This window comes from Flavobacterium sp. 83 (genome assembly GCF_000744835.1).
In the GTDB taxonomy this organism is placed as follows: domain Bacteria; phylum Bacteroidota; class Bacteroidia; order Flavobacteriales; family Flavobacteriaceae; genus Flavobacterium.
In genome coordinates this window covers 2,152,687-2,170,880 of sequence record NZ_JQMS01000001.1, presented here as the reverse complement: position 1 = coordinate 2,170,880, position 18,194 = coordinate 2,152,687, and the positions used below count along the sequence as shown (strand labels likewise).

The following is an 18,194-nucleotide window of genomic DNA, read 5'->3' as shown; positions in this document are numbered from 1 at the left end:
ATTTATATTTGCATCAAAATGTAGTAAAAATTAACTATTTTTGACATCATTACTATTTCAAATGTTAATGTGATAACTTTAATTATAGAATGAATTTAACACTGCCCAATTTAATACATTTTATTTTACTCTTTTTGATTTTTGTTTTTTTGATTTTAATCTTTATCTTAATTACAAATCGACTAAGATATGAATCCTATAAGGCTAGAAAAAAATCATCCAAAACAAAAATTGATATTTTTTTAACTTCAATTTTATTCTCCGATTTAAATGAAGATGAAATCAAATCAGAAATTAATCAATTTAAGAAAACAATTCCGTTCAAAGAAAAATGGTGTAAAAAAATTATTTTAAACGAAATTATTAATTTGAATGAAAACTTAAAAGGAGAAATAACAAAAAACATTCATTTGATTTACGAAGAATTTGATTTATTCATTTACAGCCTCATGTTCCTAAATAACAGAAAATGGTATGTAAAAAGTCTTGGTATATATCAATTTCAAACATTAGAATATATTAAAGCCGAAAGGTATATAAAACCTTATTTAAATCACAAAAACAAAAGATTAGTTTTGAATGCTTATTTTGGACTCATTTCTTTAGCATCTGATAACTTAGAATTATTAGGTGAATACCCCAATTCAATATCAATGAAAAGTGAAATAAAGATAATGGACATTCTTTATTCTAAAAAACCTCCAATGCCAACTAATCTAAAAGATTGGATTGACTCCAAAAATCCTTCCGTTGTGAAACTTGGTATAAAATTTATGGTCTTTTACAATTATTTAAAAGAGACTCAGCCCATCTTAAACTTACTACAATCAGAAGACAAAACCATTAGACATGAAGTTATTGTTGCTGTAAATGACTTATTAATAATTGGAGCCGAACAGGTTTTAATTGATCAATTTGACAAAGAAGAAAAAACAAATAAAATTGAAATATTAAAATCTTTAAGCGCAATAGGAACTCAAAAAACAGAAAAATTCATTAGTGATTTATTAATTAATTCTATTGATAAGGATCTAAAATTAGAAGGCGTTTATACATTGAACAAGATAAATCCAAATTATCTTGAAAATGCTTTTGCAGAAAATCTAGAAATAAGAAAAATGGCAAACCATGTAAAAGATCCTTACATATGATATTTAAATACATTTTAAACTATTACGAAACGTTCGTCGCCTTTTTTTCAGTATCCTATATAATTTTTTATATGTTTTTGGCATTTCTATCTTATAGAGCCATAAAAAAACACATTAATACTAAATACTTTATTCACGATGACATTCTAGCAAAGTCAAATCACGTTATTGGTGTATCGGTCGTTGCACCCGCTTTTAATGAAGGTGCAAATGTTGTTTATAATGTAAAATCACTCCTATCCCTAACCTATCCGAAATTTGAAGTTGTAATCGTAAACGACGGTAGTACTGATGATACTTTGGAAAAACTTATAAATGAATTTGAGCTGGTAAAAGTAGATTTTTATTACCAAGAGAAAATTGAAACAAAACCGATAAGAGCGCATTATAAATCTACCAATCCTTTATATTCAAAACTGTTAGTAGTCGATAAAGAAAACGGGAAAAGTAAAGCCGATGCATCGAATGCCGGCATTAATTCTACAAAATACCCTTTGTTCCTTTGTACTGATGTAGATTGTATATTAAAAAATGACACTATAATAAAACTTGCTAAACCGTTTATGGAAAGCCAGAAAAGAATTATAGCAACAGGTGCGGGTATCCGAATTTCAAACTCCTGCGAAGTTAAAGATGGATTTCTTGTAAAAGTACATTTTCCCAGCGGATGGTATCCTCGATTTCAAGAGTTAGAATATGTTCGTGCATTCCTTTTTGGAAGAATGGCTTGGAGCCAAATTAACGGCTTACTATTAGTTTCTGGCGGATTAGGAATGTTTGACAAAGAAATTGCTATTGCAGCCGGTGGTTATTGGCATAAATCATTGGGAGAAGATATGGAACTCATCACCCGAATGAGAAAGCATATGTATGATAATAAACTTGCTTTTGCAATAAAATACATTCCGGAATCGTTATGCTGGACTGAAGTACCTGCAACAAAAAAAGTATTGATAACACAACGTGTAAGATGGGCAAGAGGTTTAATTCAAACTCTTTATCTACATAAAAACCTCTTTTTTAATCCAAAATACGGAAAAACTGGTTTTCTAATTTTTCCGTATTTTTTCGCTTTTGAATTCTTAGTCCCAATATTAGAATTTTTAGGTGTTATCGTTTTAATTATATGCTTTATTTTTTTAAATATTAACTATATCTATTTCTTATACCTGACTTTGGCAGTTTATTTATTCTATCTTATTATTACTGTAATCTCTATATTATTAGACGACCGTCTTTATAAAAATTATGCAAATATTAGAGAGATCATAACACTTCTTTTTATGGCAATGATTGAACCAATATTCTATCATCCTGTAAATGTTTATGCTTCATTAAAAGGATATTTACACTTTATTCTACAAAAAGAACAATCATGGGGAAATATGCAACGAATAGGTTTTAACACCACAAAGAAATAAAATTGATAAAAAGAACCATGAAAATAGTATCCCGTTATTTTTAAATTTGAGTAACGTTTAACATTTTAATATTGGCAAAAAACAAGAACACACTCTCTATTTAATTCAAATAGATATAGAGTAACCTTCGAATTTAGAATATAAATACTGGAATATGTTTGTAGAGCATTTTAAAATATATTTAACCCTAACTTTCCTAATGCTTCTCGGATTTACTACTATGGCTCAATCTGATATCATTATTAAAAATAAAATTAGTAACGAAAATGCAATTCTTGTACTTTCTGAAAGTGCAAAACCTGCTGCAGTAATTTTAAAAACATATTTAGACAAAGCTTTTTCGAATCCATTTTTAATTCAATTTGAAAACGGAAAGAATGAAATCAATTCAAAAATAATTCTCAAAATATCAAATAAAGAAAACCAGTTACCTCAGAACACCTTTACAATCAAAAGTGACGAAAACAATATTTACCTAATTGCCACAACCGAAAAATACCTACGTTATGGTGTTTATACTTTATTAGAAATTTGGGGGTTTAGAAAATTTACGTCAAAGGATTGTTATATACCAAAACTAGAACAGGTTACTTACCCTAAAAACACAGAAAAAAATCATAAACCTTCTTTTGAATATAGAGCATTATTCTATCTTGATGCTTATGATGATGCTTTTAGAGACTGGCATAAGTTAGATTGGCATTTAGACGATTTTGGTCTTTGGGGCCATTCTTTTGACAAACTTTTGCCTCCTAAAGAATATTTAAAAACGGAACCAAAATTTTTCGCATTGTACGACGGCGAACGTAGAGGTGAATCTTTATGCATGACCAATGATACCGTTGTTTCAATTATAACTCAAAGGATAGAAGAAATCATCCAGAAAACACCTAATGCACAATTTTATTCCATTAGTCAAAATGATGATGTAATCTACTGTGAATGTACTGAATGTAAATTATTAAATGAAAAACATGGAGGTCCTCAAGGCTCATTATATTATTTTTTAAATAAAATTGCTTCCCATTTCCCTAACAATAAAATTGCAACATTAGCTTATTTACACACCTATAAACCTCCAGTTAATATAAAAATAGAGCCGAATATTTATACCATATTTTGCCCAATTGATTTAAATCGTGGAACATCAATTATTAATGAAAATAAAAGCAAAACTGTTATAAAAACATTACAAAATTGGAATGAAACAACCTCTCATTTGTATCTATGGGATTATACGGTTCAATTCTCTAACTATATATCACCTTTTCCTAACTTGCATACTTTTGCTGACAACATTAAACTTTTCAAGCAAAACAATGTACAAGGATTATTTGTTCAAGGATATGCTGATATTCCTGGAGATTTTTCAGAATTAAGGCAATATCTTTTATCAAAATTATTGTGGGATACTGAAATAGATATTGAAAGCACTACAGATGATTTTTTAAGAGGATTTTATGGAAATGCCGCTCCTTTAATAAAAGAGTACTTAGCTCTTTTGACATCTAATCAACAAAAAGGAAATCAATATCTTGATATTTATTCAGGGCCTATACAATGTAGAAATACATTTTTATCCCCTGAAGCGATGAATCAATATGATAAATTAATTAACGAGGCTTTAATAGCAGTGCATAATGACACTGTATTGATTTCTAGAATTACAAAGCTAAGATTGGCCCTTGAATATGTCTATTTTGAGCAATCAAAATTCTATGGAAAAGATCAACATGGTATGTTTTTTATCAATGATAAAGGGTTTAAAGAAGTTAAAAAAGGATTAAATGAAAGGGTTAAAGAGTTTTCTGAATCCTGCAAAGAATATGGAATTTATGAATTAAGTGAAGGTGGATTATCTCCAGATGAATATTATAACGAATGGATCGAAATCACAAAAAACACTACTAATCATCTTGGAGAAAGTATAAAAATCAATTTTATAACACCTCCAACTGAGGAATTTTCAGGAAAAGGAACTTATGGACTTATTGATGGGAACAGAGGCTATAAAAATTTCAATAGCAATTGGATTGGATGGTATGGAACCAATCCTGAAATTGAATTGATAACCGATAATTTAGAATTTTGTAGAATTCGAATCAATTTTCTTGATTATCAGAGACATTGGATTTTTACGCCTGAAAAAATTACTGTTTATGGATTTAAAAATGAAAAATGGCATCTTATAATTGACAAAAGTTTAGAAACTTTAAAAGAAAACGAGTCAATTAAAACACAGAATTGGGAATTGACAGATAAAAACTTTAGTACGTTTACAAAGTTAAAACTGATAATTCAAAACCAACAAGAATTACCTTTTTGGAGACAAAGAAAGTTTAAAAAGCCAATGGTAATGTTAGATGAAATCGAACTTTATAAAAAATAAATTACTCAAATATGCACACTGGAAAAAAAATATTAATTGTTGAAGACGATGAATTGATGATAAAAATCCTCCAATTTATTCTTAAAAAAGAAGGATATCACACATCTGTAGCAAAAGACGGATTGAACGCAATAGAAAGAATCCCAGTAATTATGCCTGATATGGTAATCACTGATATTATGATTCCTTTTAGATCAGGTCTGGAGGTGATAAGTTATGTTAAGGAAAAATATAAAAACACACCCATAATAGTTATTTCATCACTTGGAAAAGAAGAAGGAACTGTTGTTGAAGCCTTCAAACTTGGTGCTGATGATTTTGTTCCAAAACCTTTCAACCCAAACGAATTAATAGTTAGAGTAAAACGATTACTTACTATATAATTAGTATTAAATAAAAATAATACTACAAAAAAACCATTATAAGTCTTGGTTTGCATTCAAATCTCAACATTCCTTTCAAAAAGACTATCTTTGCACAAAATTTAAGCAAATGAGTACTTTCGAACAATTCAATCTCCCTAAATCTGTACAAAAAGCAATAGATGATTTAGGTTTTACTTCCCCAACTCCCATCCAAGAAAAAACTTTTTCTGTGATAATGTCTGGTCGTGATATGATGGGAATTGCACAAACTGGTACAGGTAAAACATTTGCATACCTATTACCTTTATTAAAATTATATAAATTTACTCCTGGACATACTCCTAAAATAGTAATTCTGGTTCCTACGCGTGAGCTTGTAGTGCAAGTAGTGGAAGAAGTTGAGAAATTGACAAAATACATGTCGGTTCGAACTATTGGAATTTTTGGTGGCGTAAATATTAATACTCAAAAAACAACCGTTTATCAAGGCTGTGACATACTAGTGGGAACTCCGGGAAGAATCATGGATTTAACACTGGATAATGTAATTCGTTTTGAAGAAATGCAAAAACTGGTTATTGATGAATTTGATGAGATGCTAAATTTAGGTTTCCGTACTCAATTGACGGCTATCTTGGCCATGATGCCTAAAAAACGCCAAAACATCCTATTTTCAGCAACAATGACTGATGAAGTAGATGCAATTTTGAATGACTATTTTGATTATCCGGAAGAAGTAACACTTTCAGCATCTGGAACTCCATTGGAAAACATCAAACAAATAACCTATAATGTTCCTAATTTCAATACCAAAGTAAATCTTTTAAAGCACCTTTTAGAATCTGATGAAGACATGAGCCGTGTTTTGGTATTTGTCAATAATAAGAAGATTTCGGATATGCTGCACGAAAGAATCGAAGAAGAATTTGAAGGTCAGTTTGGAGTAATTCACTCGAATAAATCTCAAAATTACCGTTTAAGCACGATGGCTTCTTTCCAAGAAGGAAATTTACGCGGCTTGATTACCACAGATATTATGGCAAGGGGTTTGGATATTTCTAATATTACCCATGTTGTAAACTTTGAAATGCCTGAAATGCCAGAGTTATACATGCACAGAATTGGTAGAACCGGTCGTGCAGATGCGACAGGAACTGCTATCAGTCTTATCGCTCCTCGTGAAGAAGAATTCAAAGTAGAAGTAGAAGTACTTATGAATATGGAATTAGCAACCGAGCCTTTCCCTGAAACAGTTGAAGTTTCATCAAAATTAATCGAACCTGAAAAAGACAGACAACCGATTAAGTTTTTGATGAAAAAAGTCAAATTAGAAGGAGATGGCGCTTTTCAAGAGAAAAGTAAAAAGAATAAAAAAGTCAACTTGGGTGGTCCTGGTGTAACCAAGAAAAAAACACATGGATCTGTAAATAGAAACATGCTAAAAACCAGAGATAAAAAGAGAAAAGACAAGAATAAATAATACTAAAAAAGGCTAAAATGAAAATCATTTTAGCCTTTTTTTTATCAATATTTATAATCAAATTAATTCTTTGTGAAAACCAAACAAACCGGAGAACATAAAGCGATTCTTTTTCCAGTATCAGTAAGTGCTCCCGAAGTTAGATTTCTTTTAAAAATCACAACATCATTTGTATATTGATGTCCTACCAAAAGAAACTTTCCTGTTGGATCAATCACAAAGTTTCGAGGCCCTTTTCCTAAAGTACTCATTTGCCCTTTAGACACTAATTTTCCGTTTTTTAGAATTTTAAAGATTGAAATCGTATTTGCTTCACCTCTATTTGTTGCGTATAAAAATTTTCCGTCAGGCGAGATATGAATATCAGCTGAACTGAAAGTTCCTTTAAAATCTTTTGCTAAAATGGTAGTTTCGTCTATTTTTTTTAATATTCCGTTTGAATAACTAAAAACGGTTAGAGCACCGTCTAATTCTTGCAATAAGTAAACAAATTTTCCATCATTGCTAAACGTTAAATGTCTTGGACCACTTCCTGATTTTACTGAAATACTATCTTTAATTTTTAAAACTTCATTTGCAGCGTTTGAATTATATTGGTATGAATACACTTTATCAGTACCTAAATCATTAGATAAAACAAACTTTCTATCTGGAGAAAAATGAACCATGTGCACGTGAGGAGCTTCTTGTCTTTGTGCATTAATTCCTTTTCCGTAGTGTTGAATGACTTGTTTTGCTTCGGCGATACTTCCATCACTTTTCTTCGCAAAAACTGAAATATTCCCACCGGAATAATTGGCTACAATTACATTTTTATCATCATTGATAATATAACAAGGATCAGCTCCTTTGGAACTTTGATTGTTTAAAAAACTTAATTTTCCGCTTGAAGGAGTATAACCGAAAGAACTTACTGTACTTTCAGCTCCATTTTCATTTACTGAATAAACATAATTATTATTCTTTGAAACCGTTAAATAACTTGGATTTACAACATTTTCAGTGGCACTTTTAAGATTAAAACTTCCTGTATTAGTATCAAAATCATAGGTGTAAATTCCTTTACTTTCACAGCCTTTGGTATAGGTTCCAATCAGCAAATTGAATTTATTTTTTTGTGCTTGCACGCTTGTTAAAATGAAAATTAAAAGAAGAACGACATACGAATTTTTCATGTTTTTAAATTTTATTGAAAAGCTAAAATACATAAATATTTTAGAATCAATGCCAATTGTTTGTTCCTATGAAAAATAATAACAACATCTCCCAAAACTGTCAACAAATTTGTATTTTTGATTTATAAAATTCAATGAACCCATTGGAAATAAAACTTAGTGAAGTAACCTTGAAATAAAAATGCATTTTAAACATCCCGAAATTCTATACTTTCTATTTTTATTGATTGTACCAATTTTGGTTCATTTATTCCAATTACGCCGTTTCAAAAAAGAATATTTTACTAATGTTCGTTTCTTAAAAACACTTTCCATTCAAACAAGAAAAAGCTCTAAAATCAAAAAATGGCTGCTTCTCACCTGTCGTTTATTATTACTTATTTCTATTGTTATAGCATTTGCACAACCCTTTTTTGATTCAAAAGACAGTAAAAACGCCAGTAATGAATTGTATATTATTTTAGACAATTCCTTTAGTATGCAAGCCAAAGGAAAAAAAGGGGAATTACTTAAACGTGCTGTTCAGGAATTACTGGAAGAAACTCCGGAAAATGTTAATTTTTCTTTGCTAACCAATTCAGATAATTATTGGAATACGGATATAAAGTCAATTCGAAGTTCTTTGCAAAACCTTAAATACAGTGCTGTGCCTTTTCAGTTGAGCACTATAATGGCCAAAATAAAAGCACATAAATCCGCATTTAAAAAAGATATTATTATCATTACGGATGCAGTAGACCTTGATGAAAAGCAATTAAGAAATAGCGAAGCAACAGATTCTCCCCAATTCATAATCCCCAAAGCAGAACAAAAAAACAACATTTCCATAGATAGCGTTTTTATCAATAAAACTCTCGACAATTTCTATGAAATTAGCGTTCAATTATCCGGTTATGGCGAAGATTTCAATCCAATTCCAATCTCTTTATATAATGACAGCAAACTCATTGCAAAGACGATAGTAACTTTAGACTCAAAGAAAAAAAGTATCAATTTCACTATTCCAAAACAAGCCTTTCATGGTTATGTGGCTATTGTTGACAATGGTTTGAGTTATGATAACACTTTATTTTTTAGCATTTCAAAAACGAAGAAAACGAATATAATAAGCATTGGTGAACCAGAAAAAAGCAATTTTCTTTCCCGGATTTATACAACTGAAGAATTCAATTTCAATAACTATACTTTAAGTTCACTGGATTATAACAAACTAGAAGAGCAAAATACGATTGTTTTAAATGAATTGGATGAAATTCCACAAGCGTTGCAAACCACTTTAAAATCTTTTGTGGAAAAAGGAGGGAATTTAATCCTGATTCCTTCGTCAGTCGCTTCGATTGCTAATTTAAATTCCTTTTTAATGAATTTTGGAAATATAAAATTCAACTCATTAGAAAACAAAGAAAAGCTGATTACTAAAATCAATTTCAATCACCCTATATTCAATACTGTTTTTGAAAATAGAGTTACTAATTTTCAATATCCCAAAACAAAAAGCTCGTTTGCTTTATCCAGTTCAAGTCCAGCCGCTTTATCTTATGAGGACCAAAGTGCTTTCCTAACTTCATTAACAAATTCTGTTAGTGCAGTTTCAATTTTCTCGGCACCAATCAATACGATAAATTCAAATTTCCAACAATCACCATTAATTGTACCCGTTTTTTATAAAATGGCGATGAACAATCAAAACAATGGCATCAATGCTTTAGTGATAGGAAATAATAAACCCCATTTAACTGAAGTTTCTTTAAACAAAGATGATATTTTGACCGTTAAAAATGCTGAGGAACAATTTATTCCTATCCAACAAATTTTGAATACTAAAGTGAAACTGACTTTTAACGATTATCCGGAACAAGCTGGAAATTACTGTATTTACAATAAAAAAGAATGGTTAGAAAATATCAGTTTTAATTACAACAGAACCGAAAGTAATTTGGCTGCTGCCAATGAAAATCTCCTTTCTGATTATAAAAAAGCTGAATCCATAACATCATTTTTTGACACTTTACAAACTGACAGAACTGATAATCAAATTTGGAAATGGTTTGTTATCTTTGCACTGTTATTACTACTAACCGAAATGGCAATTATTCGGTTCGTGAAGTAAAGCCAAATTTCAAATAATTAAACAATCATTATGAATATAATCATCAGAGAAGCAAAAATTATCGATTCGAAAAGTCCTTTTCATAATAAGACAGTAGATATTTTAATTGTTGATGGTTTTATAAAAAAAATCGGAAATTCACTTCCAAATTTAGAAAAAGCGGATGAATTAAGTTTGGATAATTTACATGTATCCCAAGGCTGGTTTGACAGTAGTGTTTCGCTTGGAGAACCTGGTTTTGAAGACCGAGAAACAATTTCAAACGGACTTAATGTAGCTGCCAAAAGTGGTTTCACAGCAATTGCATTACAACCTAACTCCTTCCCTATTATTGACAATCAATCCCAAGTGAATTTTGTGGTAAACAAAGCACATGGATTTGCTACACAACTTTTCCCTATTGGTGCTTTGACAAAAGGAAGCGAAGGAAAAGATATGGCTGAATTGTATGACATGAAAAAAGCTGGTGCTATTGCTTTTGGAGATTATACTAAAAGTTTAAACAATGCTAATTTGCTGAAAATAGCCTTACAATACGTACAAGATTTTGATGGATTAGTTATTGCATTTGCTCAAGACGAAAACATAAAAGGAAATGGAGTAGCCAATGAAGGGGTTGTTTCTACCCGATTGGGTTTGAAAGGAATTCCAAATCTTGGGGAAGAATTACAAATTGCAAGAAATTTATTTCTATTAGAATACACCGGAGGAAAATTACACATTCCAACCATTTCAACTAAAAAATCAGTACAATTAATCAAAGAGGCTAAAGCAAATGGATTAAATGTAACGTGTAGTGTTGCTGTGCATAATTTGGTTTTAACGGATGAAAAGCTAGAAGAATTTGACACAAGAGCTAAAGTTTCACCACCATTAAGAACAGAAACGGATAGAAAAGCACTATTGAAAGGGATAAAAGACGGAACGATTGATATGATTACTTCTGACCACAATCCAATTGACATTGAACATAAAAAAATGGAGTTTGATACTGCTAAAAATGGCACAATCGGTTTAGAAAGCGCTTTTGGTGCTTTGATGACAGTACTATCGTTAGAAACTGTAATAGAGAAATTAACATCCGGAAAAACAACTTTTGGCATCGATATACAAACTATTAATGAAGGCTCAAAAGCGAACATTACCTTATTCAACCCGGAACCAAAAGGTATTTTTACTAAATCATCAATTCTATCTAAATCGAAAAACTCTGCTTTTCTGGGAACAGAAATTAAAGGAAAAGTTCATGGAATTGTAAATCAAGGACAACTAATTTTAGCTTAAATAAAAAGTCTCACAAAAATTCAAAGTGAGAAAAAACAAAAAACATGAATAACACTATCGAAGCAGGGAAAACTGCTGCAATTACAAGCTATATCCTAGGAATTGGTGTATTTATAGCAATGTCTATGAATTCCGAAGACAAAAACACCTTCGCTTCATTCCATATTCGTCAAGGATTGGGACTCACTTTAACCTTCATCTCATTGGGATTAATCATCAGCAATTTTGACAGCTTAATGATTTCTGCCCCAATGTGGATTTTTGTATTTGTTTTATGGTCTTATGGCATTACCAGCGCTATAAAAGGCGAAACAAAACCAGTTCCTTTACTAGGTACTTATTTCCAAAAATGGCTTTCAAATATATCATAATCAAATGAATTTATCTTTAGAATATAAAATACGAGAACCTAAAATAAAATTAGACAAAAACCCGCTTTTGCTTTTATTACATGGTTACGGCAGCAATGAGGAGGACTTATTTTCGTTTGCAACTGAATTGCCTGATGAATATTACATTATTTCAGCAAGAGCTCCATACAGTATGCAATACGGTGCTTATGCTTGGTATGCCATCAATTTTGACGCTGATGAAAATAAATTTTCAGATCACGAACAGGCAAAGATTTCAAGGAATTTAATTGCTCAATTTATTGATGAATTAATTCAAACCTATCCAATAGATGCTAAAAACGTGACCTTAATTGGCTTCAGCCAAGGTTCGATTTTAAGTTATGCAATCGCCTTATCCCATCCTGATAAAGTACAAAGGGTAGTTGCATTGAGCGGCTATATTAGCGAACCTATTTTGGAAGAAAATTATCTACGAAACGATTTTACAAAACTTAAGATATTTCATTCACATGGAACTGTTGATCAGGTAATCCCTGTAGAATGGGCCCGAAAAACAAAACCATTTCTGGAAAAACTAGGCATTAATTCTACCTATAAAGAATATCCTGTAGGACATGGTGTAGCGCCGCAAAATTTTTATGACTTTAAAAATTGGCTAGAAAATAACTAAATTTATTTTCCTGTATATTTAATATCATTTCCTTTTTTCAAAACATACCCTTTCCAAGGAATCAATTGCCAATCATCTTTAACCCATGGTTGGCCTTCGTTTTTACGGACTAAAATAATTGACTTTCTTTCTGTGTCTAAAAACAGTTCGGCTTTGTTTCCACTATTGGTTTCAAAAATCACAAAAGAAGATGTGGTTACTAGCTTATCATCTTGACCATAATGATCTAAACGCGCCCCGATTTCAAAAATTCGAACACATTCATTTCTTAATACTGACCAAGTATATCCTGCAGATGCTTTGCATCCATACTCATCGACATCACCACCAACTATAGGTATTATTGGGTTTTTATTAGTTTCTCTAGCGGAATTAATTTGCGTTGTGCAAGAAGAGACAATAACTATAATTAAAACTATCAATAGCTTTTTCTTCATTATTTCTGATATAACAGCGATTGATTTACTTCAAAAGAAATAGTATCATCAGCATTCACAAAATATTTCAAGAATACTTCACCCCAAATTTCACCATCACTAAAATCAGCAATAATCCATCGGTGATTTAGAATTCTGACTTTATTTATAATAAATTTATTGGTACCAATTTGATCTTGACCAACATAAGGATTCCCTTTTGGATTTGAATTATAGTCCAATAATTTTTCTGTAACAACAGGAATTAATTTTTCATATTGAATTATCTTTCCTGAATTAGAAGACTCAAAATAATTTTGTGCATTTTCATTATTTGCTAAAGAAAAATAGTTGGCATCCGCTAGTTTATTTTTAAGCGAATTCAAGCTATCTTTCAACTTTGTAGTTACTTTTTTATATCGATCCTGTTCAAAAGTTACCTCCTTGCTCAAGAACATATAAGTATAAATATTCATAAGTATAGCAAGAATAAGAGCGTAAAGAAATAATGATTTTTTCATTTTTAAGATTAATTAAATTGTAATTTGTAGATTATCGTAAGCTAGGAAAACATTTTTCGGGAGTCTTTTTTGAACTTCTTCATGAAAACCAAGAATATGGCTGATGTGTGTAATATAGGCTTTTTCGGGCTGAACCAAAGTTATAAAATCTAATGCTTCCTGTAAATTAAAGTGCGCAATATGGGACTCTTCACGCAAAGCATTTATAACTAGCACTTTTAAATTTTTTAGTTTTTCGATTTCGATTTCTTCAATTGTTTTCACATCTGTCAAATAGGCAAAATCATCGATTCTATATCCAAAAACCTGAAGTCCTGCATGCATCACATCTATAGGAACAGCCATTTTATTGCCAATGGAAAAAGGTTGGTTATTAACCACCTCAATTGTTCTTACTGAAGGTGCGCCAGGATATCTGTTTACGGTTTCAAAAACATAATCGAAACGTCTTTTTAGATTATCAATTACCCTTTGGTGCGCATAAATAGGAATCTCACCTTGCTTAAAATTAAAGGGACGAATATCATCCAAACCAGCCGTATGATCCGAATGTTCGTGAGTAAATAGGATTCCATCAACCTTTTGGCAATTTGAACAAAGCATTTGCTGTCTAAAATCAGGTCCGCAATCGATTACGTATGAATGATTTTCCCATGAAAGCCAAACTGAAACACGAAGTCTTTTATCCTTAAAATCAGTGCTTTTGCATACTGGATGATCACTCCCAATGATTGGAATTCCTTGTGATGTGCCGGTGCCTAAAAAATATACCTTCAACTCTATGATTTTTTTTTACAAAAATAGGGTTAATTCTCTTTCATTAGAAACCTATTTAACTAACTTTGTAACATATTAGCCATATTTAAAATAAAATGGGTACTGAAATAAAACTAAAAGGTGACAAAGTCATCGAGCAAATTCCTTCCATAAAAGATAAAGCACTCCGTATCAATTTAAATGAAAATATTTACGGAACCTTCGCAGAAATTGGTGCTGGTCAAGAAACTGTAAGACATTTTTTTAGATCTGGAGGCTCTTCTGGTACTATAGCAAAGGCAATGTCTGCCTATGACAAAGATTTCAGTGATGCTGTTTACGGTATAGAAGGAGATGGACGTTATGTAACAGAAAGTCGACTTAAAAAAATGCTGACTTTTGAAGGGGAATTAATTGAAGAACGATTAAGCAGAGAAAAACATCCTAATAAAATGTTTTTTAGTTATGCTAATACTGTAGCTACGATAGATTTTGCCAAACAATTTAAAGGTCATGGCTGGGTAGGTATTAGATATCAAATTGAACCAGACGAAGCTTACAACGAAATAATTCTACACATTCGATTCAAAGAAACCGATGCTAGATTACAACAAGAAACCCTCGGTATTCTTGGTGTAAACTTAATATATGGTGCTTATTATAAATACAATGATCCTAAACGTTTATTACGCTATTTATATGACCACTTAGATAAAGATCAGCTAGAAATAGATACCATCAATTTTTCTGGTCCCCGTTTTGCTGATGTAGATAATCGTTTGATGAGTTTACAATTAGTAAAAAACGGCATGACTGATGCGGTTATGTTTGATCCTGAAGGCAAAAACATACTTCCTGCTGCTATTCTTTACAAAAAAAACATACTCGCTTTAAGAGGAAGTTTTCGTCCCGTTACAAAAGTTAATATGGACATGTATGAGAAATCATTAAAAATGTTCCTTGAAGAAAATAAAGTCGAAAAAGAAAATACGCTTGTAATTTTTGAAATCACTTTGTCTAATTTACGCTCGGATGGTGAAATTGACGAAAGAGACTTCATGGACAGAGCTGAATTACTTTGTTCTCTTGGACAAACAGTAATGATTTCTAATTTCCAGGAATACTACAAAGTAGTTGAATATTTTGCCAATTATACTAAAGCCAGAATGGGATTAGCCATGGGAGTAAATAACTTGGTTGATATATTTGACGAGAAATACTACCGCCATTTAAGTGGTGGAATCCTGGAAGCTTTTGGAAAATTATTTTATCGCGATATGAAAGTATTCTTATATCCAATGATAGGAGAAAACGGCGAAGTTATTACATCAGATACTTTAAAAGTCCATCCAAGAATGAAAGAGCTATACAAGTTCTTCAAATTTAACGGTAAAGTAGTTGACATTAATGACTATGATCCTGAAAACCTAGAAGTTTTCTCTCGTGAAGTTCTAAAAATGATCAGTCATGGAAAAGCGGGATGGGAAAACATGCTTCCTTCAGGTATTGCAGAAATTATTAAAGAGCATCATCTTTTTGGGTATGCCCCAAGTAATGTTTTAAATGAAAATAATAACTAATATTCAGATTTCATATTGAAGTCGTAATAAAGAAAAAAGCCAAGTAAAGTATTTAATTACTTTCTTGGCTTTTTCGCTGAAATATAAAAACTTATTTCAATATCTGCGCAGCATGTGCTTTGGTTTTTACATCAGAGATTACCTCATCAATAATTCCGTTTTCGTCGATTACAAATGTGGTTCTATGAATACCATCGTATTCTTTTCCCATGAATTTTTTAGGTCCCCAAACTCCAAAAGCCTGAATTACGGATTTATCTTCATCAGCCAATAAGGGGAAAGGGAAATCATATTTCTCCTTGAACTTTGCTTGAGCTTTTTGCGGATCAGCGCTTACACCAAGAAGTTCATAATTATTAGCTTTAAAACGTTCAAAATTATCTCTTAAATCACAGGCCTCAGCGGTACATCCGGGTGTATTCGCTTTTGGATAAAAGAAAACAACTAATTTTTTACCTTTATAATCAGCTAATTGATGTGATTTTCCATCTTGATCAAGAGCAGAAAAATTAGGCGCTTTATCTCCTTTTTTAAGTGTTGTCATTATTTATATTTTTATTTGTTTGAATTGAAATTGAATTTTGTTATTGAGATTGAAATTGTTTTTCTTTACAAATCAAATTTAATGAATAATGAATAAACTGGAACGTGTAACTTTTGTTATAAATACGTTAAAAGAATTGTATCCAACGATTCCTATTCCGTTAGACCATAAAGATCCTTATACTTTACTGATAGCCGTTTTGCTTTCGGCACAATGCACTGATGTTCGCGTGAATCAAATTACGCCATTGCTTTTTGCAAAAGCTGATAATCCGTATGATATGATTAAAATGTCAGTGGAAGAAATAAAGGAAATTATACGTCCTTGTGGCTTATCGCCAATGAAATCAAAGGGAATTCATGGTTTATCCCATATTCTGATTGATAAACACGGTGGGGAAGTACCACAAAGTTTTGAATTTTTAGAAGAATTACCGGCTGTAGGACATAAAACGGCAAGTGTGGTTATGTCTCAGGCTTTTGGTGTTCCAGCTTTTCCTGTTGATACGCACATTCATCGATTAATGTATCGATGGAATTTGACTAATGGAAAAAATGTAGCTCAAACGGAAAAAGATGCTAAACGTATTTTTCCAGAGGAATTATGGAATAGTCTGCACTTAGAAATCATTTGGTATGGACGGGAATATTCGCCAGCGCGTGGTTGGGATTTAGAGAAAGATATAATCACCAAAACGATTGGAAGAAAATCAGTTTTAGACGATTATTATAAAAAGCATCCCGTTTCTAAATAAAAAATTGCACTAATTTCAATAAATTAGTGCAATTTAATAATTCAAGTCCTAAAATCCGACTTAATTTTTTTTAATACGTTAACACTGCATACTAAATACAGACTGCTTTTAATTCGCTATAATTTCGAAATTTTTATCTTCTATTTTTATTACGCTTAACGCTTTTGAATAATTCAATAAAAAAGAAACAACTTCTTTCTCGGGCTTCATCTTCTTAGTAACTAATGATTTTTTGAAGTAAATTTTTGCCATATTGTAATAAATTTGTTTTATATTACAACGAAGCAAGTTTCTTTTTATTGTTAATTAGTCAAAACAATTTGATGTTTATCAATAACTTTTCTCATATTCATTAACGCATAACGCATTCTACCCAAAGCAGTATTTATACTTACACCTGTTACTTCGGAAATTTCTTTAAAACTCATGTCCTGATACATTCGCATGACCAAAACCTCTTTTTGGTCAATTGGAAGTTCTTCAATAAGTTTTTTTAAATCCATTTCGACTTGTTCCGCAATTAGTTTATTTTCTATAGTAAGAGAGTCATCGGACATTATTGAAAAAATAGAAAACTCTTCAGTTTCTCTGAACATCGGCATTTTTTTATTTTTTCGATAATGATCCACAATAAGATTATGAGAAATTCTCATTACCCATGGCAGAAACTTTCCTTCTTCATTATAGGAATTTGATTTAAGGGTTCTTATTACCTTAATAAAGGTATCTTGAAAAATATCATTCGAAATATCTCTATCAGAGATTTTTGAATATATAAAACCATAAATTTTCGATTCGTGTCTTTTGATTAATGAAGCTAAGGCATCTTCATTACCTGCTACATAATCCTGAACCAATAATGCATCTGGAAGTTGTGTATTAGCCATAGTTATACTTTTTAGTTTTTAATTAAAATGGAGATTTTTCTTTAAAAAGTAGTTTTATACTATAGGCTAATTATTAATTATGATTATTATATTTTTCAAATTTAGCAAATAATTATTTTAACAAACAAGTTAAGTTAAGTAAAATTAACATAACAACTATAAAAATGTTAAAATATACACATAGTTTTTACATTTCAGTAACAGAGTTAATAATTAAGTAGTATAAATATTACTTAATATTCAAATAAGCTTTATTTAAATATATGAAAATACGACTAAAAAATAATCATTTAACAAGAAATTTTATGCCATAAAAAACAGATTACGTTATTGTTTTT

The 18,194-nt window shown here is 30.9% G+C and carries 18 protein-coding genes; 11 read left to right on the top strand and 7 right to left on the bottom strand.

Going from position 1 to position 18,194, the window contains the following annotated elements; genetic code table 11:
• The first annotated feature begins 149 nt into the window (after positions 1-149).
• The 5 genes from T410_RS09530 (at position 150) to T410_RS09510 (ending at position 6,806) form a co-directional block, all read left to right on the top strand.
• A complete protein-coding gene (locus T410_RS09530; protein ID WP_152556948.1) occupies positions 150-1,151 on the top strand; it encodes a hypothetical protein in 1,002 nt (333 codons plus the stop codon).
• Between the two features lie 71 nt (positions 1,152-1,222).
• On the top strand, positions 1,223-2,572 hold the full coding sequence (locus tag T410_RS09525; RefSeq protein ID WP_238567360.1) for a glycosyltransferase family 2 protein: 1,350 nt from the start codon (positions 1,223-1,225) through the stop codon (positions 2,570-2,572).
• Positions 2,573-2,726: 154 nt separating this feature from the next.
• A complete protein-coding gene (locus T410_RS09520) occupies positions 2,727-4,961 on the top strand; it encodes a DUF4838 domain-containing protein (protein WP_238567359.1) in 2,235 nt (744 codons plus the stop codon).
• Positions 4,962-4,972: 11 nt separating this feature from the next.
• Entirely contained in the window at positions 4,973-5,344 is a 372-nt protein-coding gene (locus tag T410_RS09515) for a response regulator transcription factor (RefSeq protein WP_035670967.1), read from the top strand.
• A 109-nt stretch (positions 5,345-5,453) separates the two neighbouring features.
• Positions 5,454-6,806 (top strand): DEAD/DEAH box helicase, encoded by a 1,353-nt coding sequence (locus T410_RS09510; RefSeq protein ID WP_035670966.1) that lies wholly within the window; start codon positions 5,454-5,456, stop codon positions 6,804-6,806.
• Between the two features lie 62 nt (positions 6,807-6,868).
• On the opposite strand, the gene T410_RS09505 is transcribed toward T410_RS09510, so the two are convergent.
• Positions 6,869-7,981 carry a lactonase family protein gene (locus T410_RS09505; RefSeq protein ID WP_035670965.1) on the bottom strand — a complete coding sequence of 371 codons (1,113 nt, stop codon included), beginning with the start codon at positions 7,979-7,981 and terminating at the stop codon, positions 6,869-6,871.
• 181 nt (positions 7,982-8,162) lie between these two features.
• On the opposite strand from T410_RS09505, the gene T410_RS09500 reads away from it, so the two are divergent.
• Genes T410_RS09500 through T410_RS09485 form a run of 4 tightly spaced genes read left to right on the top strand, consistent with a single transcriptional unit; the run spans position 8,163 to position 12,398 of the window.
• On the top strand, positions 8,163-10,091 hold the full coding sequence (locus T410_RS09500; RefSeq protein ID WP_035670964.1) for a BatA and WFA domain-containing protein: 1,929 nt from the start codon (positions 8,163-8,165) through the stop codon (positions 10,089-10,091).
• A gap of 30 nt (positions 10,092-10,121) precedes the next feature.
• Positions 10,122-11,375: a dihydroorotase family protein gene (locus T410_RS09495; RefSeq protein ID WP_035670961.1), complete on the top strand. Its 1,254-nt coding sequence runs from the start codon at positions 10,122-10,124 to the stop codon at positions 11,373-11,375.
• Between the two features lie 44 nt (positions 11,376-11,419).
• The gene (locus T410_RS09490) at positions 11,420-11,746 is read left to right on the top strand and encodes a hypothetical protein (protein WP_035670957.1); all 327 of its coding nucleotides are present in this window, start codon (positions 11,420-11,422) and stop codon (positions 11,744-11,746) included.
• A gap of 4 nt (positions 11,747-11,750) precedes the next feature.
• Complete coding sequence (locus T410_RS09485) at positions 11,751-12,398, top strand: alpha/beta hydrolase (protein ID WP_035670954.1); 648 nt, start codon at positions 11,751-11,753, stop codon at positions 12,396-12,398.
• Between the two features lie 2 nt (positions 12,399-12,400).
• On the opposite strand, the gene T410_RS09480 is transcribed toward T410_RS09485, so the two are convergent.
• The 3 genes from T410_RS09480 to T410_RS09470 are packed head-to-tail and all read right to left on the bottom strand — an operon-like array spanning position 12,401 to position 14,112.
• Positions 12,401-12,835 (bottom strand): hypothetical protein, encoded by a 435-nt coding sequence (locus T410_RS09480; RefSeq protein ID WP_035670952.1) that lies wholly within the window; start codon positions 12,833-12,835, stop codon positions 12,401-12,403.
• Positions 12,835-13,335 (bottom strand): hypothetical protein, encoded by a 501-nt coding sequence (locus tag T410_RS09475; RefSeq protein WP_035670950.1) that lies wholly within the window; start codon positions 13,333-13,335, stop codon positions 12,835-12,837. Before T410_RS09475 ends, T410_RS09480 begins: the two co-directional genes overlap by 1 nt.
• 12 nt (positions 13,336-13,347) lie before the next feature.
• The gene (locus T410_RS09470) at positions 13,348-14,112 is read right to left on the bottom strand and encodes an MBL fold metallo-hydrolase (RefSeq protein WP_035670947.1); all 765 of its coding nucleotides are present in this window, start codon (positions 14,110-14,112) and stop codon (positions 13,348-13,350) included.
• Between the two features lie 95 nt (positions 14,113-14,207).
• Between T410_RS09470 and T410_RS09465 the strand changes: the two genes are divergently transcribed.
• Positions 14,208-15,671, top strand: coding sequence for a TonB-dependent receptor (locus tag T410_RS09465; protein ID WP_035670945.1), 1,464 nt, complete (start codon positions 14,208-14,210; stop codon positions 15,669-15,671).
• 91 nt (positions 15,672-15,762) lie between these two features.
• On the opposite strand, the gene bcp is transcribed toward T410_RS09465, so the two are convergent.
• A complete protein-coding gene (bcp, locus tag T410_RS09460; protein ID WP_035670943.1) occupies positions 15,763-16,215 on the bottom strand; it encodes a thioredoxin-dependent thiol peroxidase in 453 nt (150 codons plus the stop codon).
• Between the two features lie 88 nt (positions 16,216-16,303).
• On the opposite strand from bcp, the gene nth reads away from it, so the two are divergent.
• Positions 16,304-16,969: an endonuclease III gene (gene nth / locus T410_RS09455; RefSeq protein ID WP_035670941.1), complete on the top strand. Its 666-nt coding sequence runs from the start codon at positions 16,304-16,306 to the stop codon at positions 16,967-16,969.
• Positions 16,970-17,077: 108 nt separating this feature from the next.
• Here the strand turns inward: nth and T410_RS17070 are convergent, their stop codons facing one another.
• Both T410_RS17070 and T410_RS09450 read right to left on the bottom strand, forming a co-directional pair.
• Positions 17,078-17,221, bottom strand: a complete 144-nt coding sequence (locus tag T410_RS17070) for a hypothetical protein (RefSeq protein ID WP_193743738.1) — start codon at positions 17,219-17,221, stop codon at positions 17,078-17,080.
• 50 nt (positions 17,222-17,271) lie between these two features.
• Complete coding sequence (locus tag T410_RS09450; protein WP_035670938.1) at positions 17,272-17,856, bottom strand: RNA polymerase sigma factor; 585 nt, start codon at positions 17,854-17,856, stop codon at positions 17,272-17,274.
• Positions 17,857-18,194: the final 338 nt, after the last annotated feature.